Source organism: Gulosibacter macacae, assembly GCF_003865375.1.
In the GTDB taxonomy this organism is placed as follows: Bacteria; Actinomycetota; Actinomycetes; order Actinomycetales; family Microbacteriaceae; genus Gulosibacter; species Gulosibacter macacae.
On record NZ_RQVS01000013.1, the window covers coordinates 65,559 to 80,458 of the forward strand.

Annotated in this window: 16 protein-coding genes; 11 read left to right on the forward strand and 5 right to left on the reverse strand. The window is 65.9% G+C overall.

Translation table 11 applies throughout. The annotated features are described in order from the left end of the window. The first annotated feature begins 83 nt into the window (after positions 1-83). Complete coding sequence (locus EG850_RS10745) at positions 84-1,619, forward strand: MDR family MFS transporter (RefSeq protein WP_235829299.1); 1,536 nt, start codon at positions 84-86, stop codon at positions 1,617-1,619. On the opposite strand, the gene EG850_RS10750 is transcribed toward EG850_RS10745, so the two are convergent. The 3 genes from EG850_RS10750 to aspS all read right to left on the reverse strand — a co-directional run bounded on the left by EG850_RS10750 (position 1,616) and on the right by aspS (position 4,238). Further along, entirely contained in the window at positions 1,616-2,350 is a 735-nt protein-coding gene (locus EG850_RS10750; protein WP_124973324.1) for a DUF1345 domain-containing protein, read from the reverse strand. The two genes, EG850_RS10745 and EG850_RS10750, sit on opposite strands and share 4 nt — an antisense overlap. 9 nt (positions 2,351-2,359) lie before the next feature. Then, entirely contained in the window at positions 2,360-2,782 is a 423-nt protein-coding gene (locus EG850_RS10755; RefSeq protein ID WP_124973326.1) for a hypothetical protein, read from the reverse strand. Between the two features lie 148 nt (positions 2,783-2,930). Further along, complete coding sequence (gene aspS / locus EG850_RS10760) at positions 2,931-4,238, reverse strand: aspartate--tRNA(Asn) ligase (RefSeq protein WP_124973328.1); 1,308 nt, start codon at positions 4,236-4,238, stop codon at positions 2,931-2,933. A gap of 38 nt (positions 4,239-4,276) precedes the next feature. Here aspS and EG850_RS10765 point away from each other — a divergent pair, with 38 nt between their 5' ends. The 5 genes from EG850_RS10765 to ccsB are packed head-to-tail and all read left to right on the forward strand — an operon-like array spanning position 4,277 to position 9,054. After that, positions 4,277-4,930, forward strand: a complete 654-nt coding sequence (locus EG850_RS10765; RefSeq protein WP_124973330.1) for a histidine phosphatase family protein — start codon at positions 4,277-4,279, stop codon at positions 4,928-4,930. Beyond that, positions 4,927-5,526, forward strand: coding sequence for a TlpA family protein disulfide reductase (locus tag EG850_RS10770; RefSeq protein ID WP_124973332.1), 600 nt, complete (start codon positions 4,927-4,929; stop codon positions 5,524-5,526). Before EG850_RS10765 ends, EG850_RS10770 begins: the two co-directional genes overlap by 4 nt. Then, a complete protein-coding gene (locus EG850_RS10775; RefSeq protein WP_124973334.1) occupies positions 5,527-6,327 on the forward strand; it encodes a cytochrome c biogenesis CcdA family protein in 801 nt (266 codons plus the stop codon). Beyond that, positions 6,311-7,984, forward strand: a complete 1,674-nt coding sequence (gene resB, locus EG850_RS10780) for a cytochrome c biogenesis protein ResB (RefSeq protein ID WP_124973336.1) — start codon at positions 6,311-6,313, stop codon at positions 7,982-7,984. Before EG850_RS10775 ends, resB begins: the two co-directional genes overlap by 17 nt. Beyond that, positions 7,981-9,054: a c-type cytochrome biogenesis protein CcsB gene (gene ccsB, locus EG850_RS10785; RefSeq protein WP_235829300.1), complete on the forward strand. Its 1,074-nt coding sequence runs from the start codon at positions 7,981-7,983 to the stop codon at positions 9,052-9,054. Before resB ends, ccsB begins: the two co-directional genes overlap by 4 nt. Here the strand turns inward: ccsB and EG850_RS10790 are convergent. After that, positions 9,039-10,043: an o-succinylbenzoate synthase gene (locus EG850_RS10790; RefSeq protein WP_407920591.1), complete on the reverse strand. Its 1,005-nt coding sequence runs from the start codon at positions 10,041-10,043 to the stop codon at positions 9,039-9,041. The genes ccsB and EG850_RS10790 overlap by 16 nt on opposite strands. 67 nt (positions 10,044-10,110) lie before the next feature. Here EG850_RS10790 and EG850_RS10795 point away from each other — a divergent pair, with 67 nt between their 5' ends. The 4 genes from EG850_RS10795 to EG850_RS10810 all read left to right on the forward strand — a co-directional run bounded on the left by EG850_RS10795 (position 10,111) and on the right by EG850_RS10810 (position 13,878). Then, positions 10,111-10,536: a hypothetical protein gene (locus EG850_RS10795; RefSeq protein ID WP_124973338.1), complete on the forward strand. Its 426-nt coding sequence runs from the start codon at positions 10,111-10,113 to the stop codon at positions 10,534-10,536. A gap of 46 nt (positions 10,537-10,582) precedes the next feature. After that, positions 10,583-11,491: a 1,4-dihydroxy-2-naphthoyl-CoA synthase gene (locus EG850_RS10800; protein ID WP_124973340.1), complete on the forward strand. Its 909-nt coding sequence runs from the start codon at positions 10,583-10,585 to the stop codon at positions 11,489-11,491. Between the two features lies 1 nt (position 11,492). After that, entirely contained in the window at positions 11,493-12,659 is a 1,167-nt protein-coding gene (locus EG850_RS10805) for an AMP-binding protein (RefSeq protein WP_235829301.1), read from the forward strand. A gap of 241 nt (positions 12,660-12,900) precedes the next feature. Further along, positions 12,901-13,878 carry a 1,4-dihydroxy-2-naphthoate polyprenyltransferase gene (locus EG850_RS10810; RefSeq protein WP_124973344.1) on the forward strand — a complete coding sequence of 326 codons (978 nt, stop codon included), beginning with the start codon at positions 12,901-12,903 and terminating at the stop codon, positions 13,876-13,878. 129 nt (positions 13,879-14,007) lie between these two features. Here the strand turns inward: EG850_RS10810 and EG850_RS10815 are convergent, their stop codons facing one another. Beyond that, the gene (locus EG850_RS10815) at positions 14,008-14,325 is read right to left on the reverse strand and encodes a DUF4229 domain-containing protein (RefSeq protein ID WP_124973346.1); all 318 of its coding nucleotides are present in this window, start codon (positions 14,323-14,325) and stop codon (positions 14,008-14,010) included. A gap of 67 nt (positions 14,326-14,392) precedes the next feature. On the opposite strand from EG850_RS10815, the gene EG850_RS10820 reads away from it, so the two are divergent. Beyond that, positions 14,393-14,857 (forward strand): PLDc N-terminal domain-containing protein, encoded by a 465-nt coding sequence (locus tag EG850_RS10820; RefSeq protein WP_124973348.1) that lies wholly within the window; start codon positions 14,393-14,395, stop codon positions 14,855-14,857. Positions 14,858-14,900 lie beyond the last annotated feature (43 nt).

The following is a 14,900-nucleotide window of genomic DNA, read 5'->3' on the forward strand; positions in this document are numbered from 1 at the left end:
CGCCATAGTATTCGTTTGCATACTCGCGTAAGGTAGCTCGGTTACGTCCGACCGTGTCGGGCGACAAATCGAAAGAGTATGTGATGACGAACCAGCGCGACCACGACGACACGTCAACGGGAGCCGTTCAAGTACCCGGGCCCATCACCGGCCCAATCAACACGATGCCAACCGCCGAAGAGCAAGAAAAGCTCACTGGCCGCGTCGTCCCGGTCATGACGGTGCTCGTCGTGACCGCGTTCATGATGATCCTCAATGAGACGACGCTTGGCATTGCCATCCCGCATCTCATGGCCGACTTTGAAGTCACCCAGACGACCGCCCAGTGGCTGTCGACCGGCTTCATGCTCACGATGGCGATCGTGATTCCGGCGACCGGATTCATCATTCAGCGCTACACCACCCGCGCGATCTTCATGTTCGCGGTGGGATCGTTCATCCTCGGCACCCTACTCGCGGCGCTCGCCCCGACCTTCGCGGTCATCGTCGTTGCCCGGGTGCTCCAGGCCATCGGCACGGCGATCATCATGCCGCTGCTCATGACGACGATGCTCACCTCGGTGCCCGTGCAACACCGCGGCACCGTGATGGGTTTCATTTCGGTGGTCATCTCGGTCGCCCCGGCAATCGGCCCGAGCGTCTCGGGCCTCATCATTCAAGCGCTTGACTGGCGCTGGATCTTCTTCATCATGCTGCCGCTCGCGGTGATCGCGCTCGTGCTCGGTCTCATCCTCATCCGCACCGACGAAGACATCATCGGCGCGCGCATCAGCATCCCGTCGCTACTCATCTCAGCCGTTGCCTTCGGCGGCATCGTCTACGGTCTCTCGACCATCTCTGAGGTGTTCGCGGGCAACTGGTTGCCGGTCGTCGTGCTCGCCGCGGGCGCCATCGCGCTCGTGATCTTCGTGATCTACCAGAACCGACTCACCCGCACCGGCACGCCGCTCCTCGATTTCCGGCCGTTCCGCTCGCGCAACTACACCGTCGCCGTGATCGTCGTGATGATTGCGATGGCCTCAATCTTCGGCACCATCATCGTCATGCCGCTCTACCTGCAGCTTGGTCGCGGTCTCTCGGTGCTGGATGCGGGGCTGCTCTTGTTGCCCGGCGGTCTCGTCATGGGCCTGGCAGCGCCGTTCATCGGTCGCATCTACGACAAGGTCGGGCCGCGCCCGCTCGTGATCCCCGGCACCGTCGTCGTCTCAGCAGGCATCTTCCTCATTTCGATGCTCGGGGACAACACTCCGCTGTGGGAACTCACCGCATTCCACGTGCTCATGAGTGTCGGCATGTCGATGCTCATGACCCCGCTCATGACCGCCTCGCTCGGCTCGCTGCCGCGCCCGCTCTACTCGCACGGTTCGGCGATTATGAACACGCTGCAGCAGCTCGCGGGCGCCGCGGGCACTGCCGTGTTTATCGCGGTGCTCGCGATCGGCGCTGGTGCTGCCGAAGCTCGGGGGCTGGATGCGGCAGCCGCGCAAGTCGAGGGCGCACAGCACGCTTTCCTCGTGGGTGGCTTTGTGAGTCTCGTGGCCGTGGCGCTCTCACCGCTCGTCAAAAAGCCGGTTGACGACCCGGATGCGCAGTTCGCGCTCGAAGCGGCGGCACGCTAGACCACAGCCGGCAAGGCGACGGTCACGAGCAGTGCGATGATCACGCTGTTGAAGATGAACGCGAGCACATTGTGAAAGGTGGCCGTGCGCCTTGCCGCTGAGGTGCGGAAATGGCCAAGTCCGGCCGCGTAGCCGGTCGACATTTGCACCGCGAGAAAGACGAAGTCGCTGAACTGCGGCGGCTCGCTATCGGCCTCTAAGGTAATGGCGGATGCAACAGCCCACTCGCGGAGGTACTTCACCGCGAAGCTCGTGACGATGAGCGCCCATGAGCTGAGCACCGAGGCGAGTACTGCCGGAACTGCCCATTCCACCTCGCGCACCTCGGGGTCGAGCAGAAGCATGGCGACGAAGATGAGCGAGACGATGGCGACCGTCACCGCGAGCGAGCCCTCGTTCGTGCCGAAGAACTGCATCCTTCGCCGTTCGAGTAGTGTGCGCGGCGACGAGTGCCGTGCGAGGCTTGCGAGGGCGTCACCGGTGCGATCACGAAACGCGATAAAGGTGAGCAGGGCGTAGCTCAGCGCGAGCACCACCATGGCGATGCCGTACGGCACGAGCAAGATACCGAATACCGCGAATCGGCTGGTCCAGATGGTGTCGAACGACCACGGCATGAATATGAGGATGACGGCTCCGCTCAGCGCACTTGCGATCGTTTGCCGCGGAGACTCGCGCGCGAGCCACGCGCGGAATCCGGCGGCATCAGGTCGACGGGAGCGAATAGCCATGCGACGAGACTAGTCAGTGCGCTTTCGCCGCGCGTTGCGTCGAACCTCTTGGCGTCGACGGCGGTAGTCGCGATCCCAAGTGTCATAGTCGGGGTACTTCCGCCGAAACGCCTTCTTGCTGCGGAGCATGAGCATCAGGTTGAGCAAAAAGACTGTCGGAAACACCAGCGCGCCCACCCAGGTCCAGAACGACATGGGTTCTCCGGGACCGAGGCTGTCCTGCAAGCCGAAGAGAAAATACGGCACCATGAATAGGCAGAAGCCGAAGAGAACGACCGTAGTCCAGGGTCCGGGTGGCACATCATCCGGGTCGATGCGCGAGTAGGCGGCGTCGAGATGCGACCAGGGGCTTGGCGGTAGCTGCGGGTCGGTGGGCCAGTTACTCACCGGCACAAATCCGGGCTCGCTGCCCCCGACTCCGTTCTTCGCCATGGCCTCTACTTTGCCGAAGCGTGCAGCCCGAGTACATCCGCCCGCAGGCGCATCTGGTGATGCACTGCAAGGGTGGGCGAGATGGCTAAGTACCCCACCCATGGGTGGGGTACTTGACCACGAGGCCCACCCTTGCGGGCCGCACGCCCTACGGCTGCAGGCGGTTCGGGCCGCGGAAGAGGTAGGTCACTTCGCGCAGGTTCGGCTGGTGCAACATGAGCATGAGCACACGCGACAGGCCCATGCCGAAGCCACCGTGCGGGGGAGCGCCGTAGCGGAAGAAGTCGAGGTAGAAGCTGAGTTCAGCCGCATCCATGCCCTTGTCGGCAACCTGGCGCTCGAGCACGTCGAGACGGTGCTCGCGCTGTGCGCCGGTGGCGATCTCCACGCCGTTCCAGATGAGGTCGTACGAGCGCGTGAGCGACGCATCCTCGGTGGAACGCATGTGGTAGAACGGGCGAATCGACGCCGGGTAGTCGGTGAGGAACACAAACTCCGAACCGTGCTCTTCGAGTGCCCAGCGGCCAATCTCGCGCTCGCCCTCAGGATCCATATCGAGGTCGTTGCGCTCAAACTTGTGGCCGCGCGACTCGACGATCTCACGCGCCTCAAGCAGCGGGATGCGGGGGATGGGGCCGGGGATCTTGACCTCAACGTCGAACAGGCGCTCGATGTCATCGCCATGCTTTTCCTTCACCGCGGTCAGCGCGGTGCGCATGAGTTCCTCGTGCATGTTCATGACGTCTTCGTGCGAGTCAATCCACGAGATCTCGGCGTCGACGCCGGTGAACTCGGTCGCGTGGCGCGAGGTGAATGACGGGTCGGCGCGGAAAACCGGACCAACTTCAAACACCTTGCCGAAGCCTGCCGACTGCGCCATCTGCTTAAAGAACTGCGGCGACTGGGCGAGGTAGGCCTTGCCCTCGAAGTAGCCGACCTCGAAGAGCTCAGCCCGCGACTCCGACGCCGAGGCCATGAGCTTCGGGGTGAAAATCTCGATGTAGTCGCGCTCGACCCAGTACTGACGCATCGCGTTCACGAGCGTCGTCTGGGCGCGGAACATCACGTTGTTGCGCTCGGTGCGCAAGTCGAGGAAGCGCCAGTCGAGGCGCTTGTCGATCGAGGTGTCGTCGGCGATCGGCGTCTCAGGGTCGGCTTCCGACTCGACCTTGATCGACGAAATCTTCACCTCAAGGCCGCCGAGCTTCACGCGCTCATCAGCCTTGAGGTCACCCTCGATCGTGAGCATGGTGCCCTGCGCGAGGTTCGAAATGGTGTCGCTGATCTCTTCGCGACCCTCGCTGCGAGGATTGACGAGCTGGCAGGCGCCGGTCTCATCGCGGAGCACGACGAACTGCACCTTCTTCTGGTCACGGACGGTGTCAACCCATCCCTGCACCTTGACGGGGCCATCTTCGAGGGCGGCAAGCGCCGAAATTACGGTACGTTCAGTCACCCGACCAGCCTACCGGGCGGCTACGTAGACTCGGAGCCATGCAGACGCAGCGCATCCATCTTGTTCGTCACGGCGAAGTGCACAACCCCGACGGCGTGCTCTATGGCCGGCTCCCGAACTACGGACTGAGCGAGCGCGGCCACCGCATGGCGACGCTCGCGGCAGCAGATCTCGCTGGGCTTGCGAACAACCGGGATGCGCTCGCGAACGCGCGCCTGGTGGTCTCGCCCCTGCAGCGCACGCAGGAATCGGCCGCACCCATTGCCGCGGCGCTCGAACTTGAGCCGATCATTGACGAGCGCATCATCGAACCCTGGAATGACTTCGAGGGCACGGTGCTCAAGCGGGCCGTGCGCGACCCACGCAACTGGGCGAAGCTCATCCGCCCCCTGCAACCGAGCTGGGGCGAGCCCTACCTCGAAATCGTGGCCCGTATGCGTGCTGCCATGCTCGAGCATGCCGAGGCCGCAAATGGCGCAGATGTTATCGTGGTGTCTCATCAGCTGCCGATCTGGATGGTGCATCGGGCGGCCACAAATCAGCCGCTTCCGCACATTCCTTCGCAACGACGCTGTGCGCTCTCGAGCATCACAGTCATCGAAACTCACCCGGCGACCGACCTCACCGAGGTCGACTATCGCGAACCGGCGGCCAGTGAACTCGCCGCCGCCATTGACCAGGGAGCTGTGTGACCCGCGCAACCCGCCGCATCCGCCTCGCCTTCGCGACCGCCGCTGTCGCCGCACTCGCCCTCACCGGCTGCGCGAACGACTCCTTTGCCCAGCAGTACGCCGCGAACGCCGACCAGGGCTACGTCGCCGGTGACGGCTCGTGGCAGATCTTCCCCGCCGGTGAACGTGCCGAGCCGGTTGCCTATGAGGGCGTGGATGAATACGGCTCGACGATCTCGAGCGCGAATGTCGACGGCGTGGTCGTGATGAACTTTTGGTACGCCGCCTGCCCGCCCTGCCGTCTGGAGGCGCGCGATCTCGAAGCCGTGCACCAGAAGTATCAGGATGACGGCGTCTCGTTTGTCGGCGTCAATGTGTACGACCAGGCGCCGACGATCGAATCGTTCAACGAAGAGTTTGGCGTCACCTACCCGTCGATTCTCGATGTCTCGACCGCCTCGGTGCGCCTCGCCTTCGCCGACAACGTGCCGCCGCAGGCCATCCCTTCGACGCTCGTCATCGACGCCGAGGGCCGGGTTGCCGCGGTGATTCGCGGTATTGCCGACCCCTCGGTGCTGTCGACGATGATCGACGACGTGCTCGCCGAAACCGCGTAAATGCTGGCCTTGGCCGCCTCGCCGGGCGAGATCATCATGAGCGGGCAACTGCTCGTGGCGTTGCCGTTGGCGCTGCTGGCTGGCCTCGTCTCGTTCGCCTCGCCCTGCGTGCTGCCGGTGGTGCCCGCCTACCTCGGGCTCATTGGCGCGACTTCTGATGAACGTGGCAGCAAGGATGCAGCGGGGCGCAAGGATGCGGGCACCGTCACGAAGGTGCGTCGCGATGGCACCCGCGTGGTCATCGGCGCGACGCTCTTCGTTCTCGGCTTCTCGGTGATCTATGTGCTCTCGGGCGCGCTCTTCGGTCAGCTCGGTGCGTGGTTCCTGCGCTACCAAGACCCGGTGACGCGCGTGCTTGGCATCGTCGTCATCCTCATGGGCCTCGTGTTCATTGGCATGGTGCGTGGGCCGCTCGCGCGCACCCGACAACTCGGCGCGAAGCCGCTGGGCTTGGTCGGCGCGCCGCTTCTCGGCCTCGTGTTTGGCCTCGGCTGGGCGCCCTGCCTTGGGCCGACGCTCATTGCGATTCAAACGCTCTCGTTCGATGCGGCCTCGGCCGGTCGCGGGGCGCTCCTCGCCTTCATCTACTGCCTCGGCCTCGGACTGCCGTTCATCATTGCCGCCCTCGGCTGGAATGCGGCGACCCGCTGGCTCGGCTGGCTGAAGCGCCACATCCGCACGATCAACCTGATCGGCGGCGGCATCCTCGTCCTCATTGGTCTGCTCATGGTGCTTGGCATCTGGCAGCAATTCGTCTCGTATATCGGAGCTCTGCTACCCGGCTATGTCGCGCCCATCTGATCACATTGATGCCGGTCGCGACGGCTTCGAATCGCGCGACGCCCCGCGCCCCGCGGCGGCCAATCCCCTCATCCGTGCCTGGCGCGGGCTCTGGGCCTGGCTCACGAGCATGCGCACGGCGATCCTGCTGCTGCTCCTTCTCGCGGTGGCGGCGATTCCCGGTTCGCTCGTGCCGCAGCGCAGCTCCGACCCGAACGGGGTCACGCAGCACTTCACCGACAACCCCGATACGGCGCCCTTCCTCGATAGCCTCGGCATGTACGACGTCTACACCTCGTGGTGGTTCTCGGCGATCTACATCCTGCTGTTTGTCTCGCTCGTCGGCTGCATCATTCCGCGCGTCAGCCACCACCTCAAGGCCCTCAAGGCGAAGCCGCCGCGCACCCCGGCGCGTCTCTCGCGGCTCGATGCCTACGCAACCGTGCGTCTCGACGAGCGCTGGGCTGGGCGCGAGGGCGAAGTCATTGACGCGGCCCGCAGCATCCTGCGCGAACGCAAGTACCGAGGCGAGCTCTACACGGGCCGCCGGGGCGAGCTCTCGGTCTCGGCCGAACGCGGCTATCTGCGCGAAACCGGCAACCTCATCTTCCACATCGCGATGCTTGGTCTGATCATCTCGGTCGGCGTGCTCTCGGGCTTCAATTGGCACGGCCAGCGCGTGCTCGTCGAGGGGCAGACCTTCGTCAATGGGCTCGTGAGCTACTCGTCGTTCTCACCCTCGCGATTCTTCAACCCGAACCAGCTGCCGCCCTATTCACTCACCCTCGACCGCCTCGATGTCACCTACGAGACCGAGAACCCGAACGCCATCGGCACTCCGCTCGACTACACCGCCAACGTCACAGTGCAGCAGCCCGGCCAGCCCGTGCACGGTGACACCGTACGGGTGAACTCGCCGCTTCGTGTCGAGGGCACCGACGTGTACCTGCTCGCAAACGGCTACGCGCCGACCATCGTTGTGCGCGACCCCGAGGGCCGCGAGGTCTTCCGCGACTCGGTGCCGTTCATCCCGCAAGACAGCTTCCTCACCTCGACCGGTGTGGTGAAGGTGCCGGATGGGCTCGCGGAACAGGTCGGGTTCGTTGGCTTCTTCTATCCCACTGCCGCGCAACTCGAATCGGGTGCGCTCACCTCGGCGCACCAAGACCTGCAGAACCCGCTGCTCACGCTCAACGTCTACACCGGCAACCTTGGCCTCGACACCGGCCTACCGGTGTCGGTGTACCGCCTCGACACCACCCACCTCACGCCGATCGCCTCGCGCGAGCTCGACGTGAAGCCGTTGCAGCTCGGACCCGGCGACACGGTCGAGCTCCCGAACGGACTCGGCTCGATCACCCTCGAGGCCGAGATTCACCGCTACGCCTCGTTCGATGTGCACCGCGACTACACCCGCGCCCCGGTGGCGGTGTTCACGGTGCTGCTCATTGCCGGGCTCATCGTGGCGCTGCTCGTACCGCGCCGCCGCGTGTGGGTGAAGGCCGCGCCCGATGGCGACGGTGTGCTTGTCGAATTCGCTGGCCTCGCGCGCGGCGAAGACCCGCAGCTTGCGGGAGCAGTGAACGAGCTAGTCGACACGCTCACGGCAAAACTCGTATCCTGGCAGACAGACTCTGCGGCTGAAGCAAGCGCGCCGCATCGAAGGGACACCCCGTGACTGACCCCGTTTCGCTGACCCAGACCCTGTCTGATTGGTCAAACCTCGTGCTCTACATCGCCATCGCGATCTACGCCGCGGCGTTCTTGCTCTTCACCCTCGACCTCGCCGGTCGCGGTTCGAAAGAAGCGAAGCAGGCCTCGGCACAGGGCAACTCAGCACTCGGCGCCACCGCGCGTGTGCGCGAGCGCGAACTCGTCGGCGCGGGCGTCACAACCGGTGCGGGCGTACAGGTCGGGGATGCGGGCATCACCACTTCGCGCGTCGGCGGCGGCGATGGCGTGACAGCCTCGACCCGCTGGCGTGACCGCTCGACCACGAAGTCCCTGCCGGTTGCGATGGTGCTCACGGCAGTGGCCTGGCTCTTCCACCTCGCGGCGACGGTGCTGCGCGGCGTTGCCGCCGAGCGCGTGCCGTGGTCGAACATGTTCGAGTTCTGGCTCACGGCGACCCTGCTCATTGTGTTCGTATTCCTTGCCATTCAGCTCTGGCAAGACCTGCGCTTCCTCGGCGCCTTCGTGACCGGCTTCGCCACGCTCTCGCTCGGCATCGCCACCATTGGGTTCTACGTCGGTGTCGCCCCGCTGCAGCCGGCGCTGCAATCGGTGTGGCTCGTCATCCACGTGTTCGTGGCATCGGTGTCGACGGGCTTCCTCACGCTCGGCGCGGGGCTGTCGATTCTGCAGCTATTGCAGCAGCGCCGCGAGGCAGCGGTGCGCGCGGGCACGACGACGCGTGGCCCGCTCACGGCGCTCCCCCCTGCGGAGCGTCTCGAAGACCTCGCGTTCCGCATCAACATCATCGGGTTCATCCTGTGGACCTTCACCCTTGTCGCCGGTGCCGTCTGGGCCGAGCGCGCCTGGGGCCGCTACTGGGGTTGGGACACCAAGGAGGTGTGGACGTTCATCATCTGGGTCGTCTACGCCGGTTATCTGCACGCCCGCGGCACCCGCGGCTGGCGCGGCTCGCCCTCGGCCTGGCTCTCGATCGTGGGCTTCGCGACGGTGCTGTTCAACTTCGGCATCGTGAACGTGTTCTTCAAGGGGCTGCACGCCTACTCGGGGCTGTAGGCCGCGCCCAGAGTGCTGAGGTGCTCGAAGCACGCCCGGATGCGCTCGAACCACCAGTTCTGGCACGCATCGGATGCAGCAAACTCACGCAAGAGCGCCGCATCCGGCACCGCAGGGGCGAGCGAAACTTGACCCTGCACCGCGACCCGCGGTTCCCGCACCACATCGGCGGCGAACAGCGACACGGTCGCGAGCCCCGCGGCATAGCGCGGCTGCGGTAGGCGCGCGGCAAGCTGTGCGCCCATGACAATGCCGACCGAGGTGTCGAGCGCGCTTGAGACGGTAGCGCTGAGCCCGGATGCGGCGACCACCTCGGCCGCGCGCCGCACGCCCCCGAGTGGTTGCGCTTTGACGATGACGTGATCGGCAGCCCCCGCCCGCGCGACCGCGAGCGGATCGGCGGCCTTTCGCACCGACTCATCAGCGGCAATCCGCACGCCCGGCACCGCGCGACGCACTTCGGCGAGCTCGGTCACCGACGCGACCGGCTGCTCGACGTACTCAAACTCGAACCCCGCAGCGGTCATCGCGCGCAGCGCCGTGACTGCTTCGGGCACGGACCAGCCCGCATTCGCATCGATGCGCAGGCGAGCGGTCGGCAGCGCATCCCGCACTGCCTCGAGCCGAGCGAGATCATCAGCCAGCATCTGTCCGCGCTCGGCAACCTTGACCTTCGCCACCCGGCACCCGTCGTAACGAGCGAGCACCTGCGGCACCGCATCCGCCGTCACCGCGGGCACCGTCGCGTTGACCTCGACCGTGCCGGAATCGAGCCGCTCAAGCGAGGCGTCGAAGCCGTACTCGATCGCGGCGGCAAGCCACGCCGACGCTTCGGCCGGCGCGTATTCCAGGAACGGCGAAAACTCACTCCACGCTTCCGTGCCCGCAAACAGCACCGCTTCGCGCTCGGTCACGCCGCGAAAACGTGTGTTCAGCGGCAGCGCCACGACATGCGCGCGCTCGAGCAGATCAGCGAGTGAAGGATGCACGCGCTCCATTGTCGTCTTCCGTGTCGAATTCAAGGTCAGAACGCTCGCGAGTGCTTAGAATCATGCGATGACCACACTGCAACGACCCGAGCGAACGGTGCGTCCGGCGTACCGTCACGCCGAAGAGGTGCCCGCACCCTGGGTCGAGCAGATGCTCAATCCGCTCGGCTGGAAGGTCGGCCACTGGGCCATGTTCGTCGCCTGGGTCACCCTCGCCGCTGACATCATCGCTGGCCTGTACCTCTTCAACTTCTTCGGGCTCGGCCGGCAATTCGAGCTGCAAATGTGGTTGCTCATTGCGGGCATCCTCGGGTTTATCGCGATCACCATGTCGCTCTACGCCATCGTCTTCCGTTCGGGGCGCGGGGCAGGCGTCATTGCGCTGCTCTTCTCGCTCGCCGTGGGCGCGGCACCCGCGTGGCTCGTGGGCAATACGATCTTGCAGCTCATCATCAATGGCGGCCAACTGCCGTCGGCACCGATCGACTGGTAGCACTGCTGCGCACGTGGTCGTGCCGCCATCGCAGTACGGTGGAGGCATGACGCAACAGGTCTCAGACACGTTCGATCCCGAGCGCTGGGTGCCGGTGCCCGGCTTCGGCTTCACCGACATCACCTATCACCTCGACACCTCCGGTCGCATCGCTCGCATCGCCTTTGATCGCCCCGAGGTGCGCAACGCCTTCCGGCCGCAGACGGTGGATGAGCTCTACCGCGCCCTCGATGATGCGCGCTGCAATCCGCGCGTCGGCGTCGTGCTCCTCACGGGTAACGGTCCGAGCCCGAAGGACGGCGGCTACGCCTTCTGCTCGGGCGGTGACCAGCGCATCCGTGGTCGCGATGGCTACCGCTACGCCGAGGGCGAGACGGCCGACACGATCGATGCCGCGCGCTCGGGCCGACTGCACATTCTCGAAGTGCAGCGCCTCATCCGCATGATGCCGAAGGTCGTCATCTCGGTCGTCAACGGCTGGGCGGCAGGCGGCGGACACTCGCTCTATGTCGTCACCGACCTCACGATTGCCTCGCGCGAGCACGCTCGCTTTAAGCAGACCGATGCCGATGTCGGGTCGTTCGACGCCGGCTACGGCTCAGCCTATTTCGCGAAGCAGGTCGGCCAGAAGTTCGCCCGCGAGGCGTTCTTCCTCGCCGAAACCTACGATGCCCAGCGCGGTTACGAGATGGGCGCGGTGAACCGCGTAGTTCCGCACGCTGAACTCGAAATCGAGGCGGTGCAGATGGCCGAGACGATTCTCACAAAGTCGCCCACGGCTATCCGCATGCTTAAGTTCGCGATGAATCTCACCGACGATGGCCTCGTCGGCCAGCAGGTGTTCGCGGGCGCGGCCACGCGCCTCGCTTATGGCACCGACGAAGCCGTCGAGGGCCGCGACGCGTTCTTGCAAAAGCGCGACCCCGATTGGGGTCCCTACCCCTGGCACTTCTAGCGTGGGCGCGCGCGAGATCGCCGTCGTCGCGGCAAGCGATGCCGGGGCGGTACAACGCGCGCTCGCTGAGGCGTTTGCGGGCGGGCCGATCGTGTTGCCGCGGCCGGAACCGGGTGAGCAGGTGGATGCCGCTGGGCTTCCCGAAGACGCCTGTCTGATCATCGAAACAAGCGGCTCAACCGGCGTGCCGAAGCGCGTCGTGCTCACGGCCCACGCCCTGCACGCGAGTGCGACGGCGACCTACGAGCGGCTCGATGCGCTCGCGGGCCGGGTCGGTGACTTCCCGTCGCGGCAGTGGCTGCTTTGCCTGCCCGCGCACTACATCGCCGGGGTACAGGTGCTCGTGCGGTCGTTGCTCGCGGGCACGAAGCCGGTCGAGCTGGTGGGGCACTTTGACGCGGATGCGTTTGTGGCGGCCGCCGCACAACTCACCGCTGAGCGTCGCTACGTCTCGCTCGTGCCGGTGCAGCTGCAGCGGCTCGTGGCGGCTGAGGCCGCGGCCGTGGACCCGGTCATGCGCTCGTTCGACGGCATTCTCGTGGGTGGACAGTCGACACCGCGGCCGGTGCTCGCGGCGGCGCGGGCTCGCGGCTGGCGCGTCGTGACCACCTATGGCTCGTCAGAAACCGCCGGCGGCTGCGTCTACAACGGTGAGCCGCTGCGCGGGGTTCGCGTGCGCATCGTCGATGGCGAAATTTGGCTCGGCGGGCCGATGCTCGCGAGCGGCTACCTCGACGACGAGGTGCGGGATGCCGCGACCTTCGTTGCGCGTGACGGCGAGCGTTGGTACCGCTCCGCCGACGCTGGTGAGCTGGAGGCGGGGCCGCCCCAGCGCATCCGAGTGACCGGCCGACTTGACCACGTGATCATCTCGGGCGGCGAGAAGGTCAACCTCGATGTGGTCGAACGCTTGGCGCAGCAGGTGCCCGGATGCGCGGAGGCCGTCGCCGTGGGCGCGCCGAGCGAGGAGTGGGGCGAAGTCGTCGTGCTCGTGGTGCCGGGAGCGCACGAGGTATCGCTGGATGCGGTGCGCGAGGCCTGCGCGGTGGCGGGCCGGGCAGCGCGACCGACGCGAGTTGTACGCATCCCGGTGGTGCCGCGGCTCGCGGGCGGCAAACCCGACCGCCGTGCGCTTGCGGCGCTCGTGCGGCACCCGCTCGAGAACTGAGGCTGTCGAAGTGCGGCGTGTGCCAAGTGGAACTTCTCGCGTCCCAATTGGAACTCAGATTGTGCCCAGCGGAACTCGCAGTGTGGCGCACAGAGTAGAAACCCCTGGTCAACCTTGAGCCTCATCCAGGCGGTCGCGGGCCACAGGTTCCATTTGGAACGGACCTGGTTCCACTTGGCACGCGCACGCGCACCAAGATGGGCGAAGTGCGGCGCATCCACGGGTGGGCGATAATGCTTCGGTGGCAAAGCAGAAGCAGCAGAACCTAAACAACCCCACCCAGCGCAAGCGCCAGGCCGTCGCGAAGGCGGCTCCGGCCACGTTCGGCGACTGGATCGAGGGTGCGCGCCTGCGCACGCTGCCGCTCGCCATCGTCCCGGTCGTGCTCGGCACCGCCGCGGCCATTGCCGCAGCCCCCGGCGAATACCACTGGGTGCGCGCGCTCGCGGCGCTCGCGGTGGCGCTGCTACTGCAGATCGGCGTGAACTTCGCGAACGACTACTCCGATGGTGTGCGCGGCACCGACGACTACCGGGTCGGCCCGCCGCGACTTACCGGCGCCGGCAAGGTCGAGCCGAAGGTCGTGCGCAATGTCGCCTTCGTCTGCTTCGGACTCGCCGCGCTCGTGGGCCTGTGGCTCTGCTTCACCACCGGCCAGTGGTGGCTCGCCGCCGTCGGCGCCGTCGCCATCATCGCCGCCTGGTTCTACACCGGCGGCAAGCGCCCTTACGGGTACGCGGGCCTCGGCGAGCTGTTCGTCTTCATCTTCTTTGGCCTCGTCGCAACGCTCGGCACGGTCTACGTGCAGGTGCTGCACATTCCCTCGGATGCGTGGATCTTCGCGATTGCCTCGGGCCTGTTCTCGTGCGCGGTGCTCATGGTGAACAACATCCGCGATATTGCCCAGGACCGACTCGCCGGCAAGCGCACGCTCGCGGTGCTCGTGGGGGAGCGGGCGGCCAAGGTGCTCTTCGCGATCATGGCGCTACTGCCATTTGTCGCGACGTTTATGGCTGGGCTCATTTACCCGCGGGCGCTGTTCTCGCTGTTCGCACTCATGCTCATCGTGCCGGCGGTGATCATCACGCTCACGGCGAAGACGCCGAAGGAACTCATCCTCGCGCTCAAGCTCACTTCGCTGGGTGCGCTCGCGTGGGCGCTGCTCATGGCGGCGGGCGTGGTGCTGCCGATCATCACCGCGCCGGTGCTGCCGTACTAGGTGGGGCGGGTGCGGGAGGGTCTCGATACGCTTCGCTACTCGACCAGCCAGGGGTGCTTCGCTACTCGATCAGCCAGACTTTTTGGTTGATCGAGTAGGCCGAAGGCCGTATCGAGGTCGCGCTGGCCGTTAGCGCTCGGTGGAGTTGGCGTCGCTTTCGGCCGAGAGGTCCGCATCCAGGTCGGCGTCTTCTTCGATGTCGACGGCGGGACGCCGATCGCGGTCGGCGCGACCCGCGCGACGCTGCTCAATCGCTTCGCCAATCGCGATCTTCTGCTTCCGCAAGAATATCTCCGACACCGCAAGACTGATCACCGTGCCCGCAATGAGGCCGGTGAGCCAGTTCCACTGCCAAGCGGGCAACACGAGCATGATCACGATGAACGGAATCGCAAACGCGAGCAGGCGGACGACCGTATAGGTGATCCAGGCAGAGGAGGTGCGCATCCCCTCATTCTACGAGCCCGAAGCACCCGCGACCCGGCCCCCAGGTGCACTCGCCTAAACTTGTCGCATGTCTCGTGCCCTCATCGTCGCCGTCGTGGTGGTCGTCGTGCTCACGGTCTTCGCGACCGTCGACTGCGCGATGTCCGATGCGAAGCGCGCCCGGGTGCTGCAGAAGCCGGTTTGGCTCGTCGTGATCCTGCTGCTCCCCGTCGTTGGACCACTGTTGTGGATGTTCTTCGGCAAGGTGCCGCGGTCGAAGATGAACGCAGCTCCGGCGCTGCCCGATGACGACCCGGCCCTGCACGAACGCATGCGTGCCGACCGCGAGCACGATGCCCGCATCCGCGAACTCGAAGAAGAGATGCGCAAGCTCGACGAAGAGATCGAAGAGGCACGCCAGAACACGATGCGCAACCACCCTTCGAATCACACCGGGGCGCAGCCGGTGATCGATCCCGACGACGAGTCGACCCCCGAGCCGAACGGTGCTGAGACCGACGGCGTCGACGACGGCGAAGCGCGCGGCAAGTGACCTCGCCAGCACTCGCGGCGTCAGTTGAACTCCTCGTCGCGGC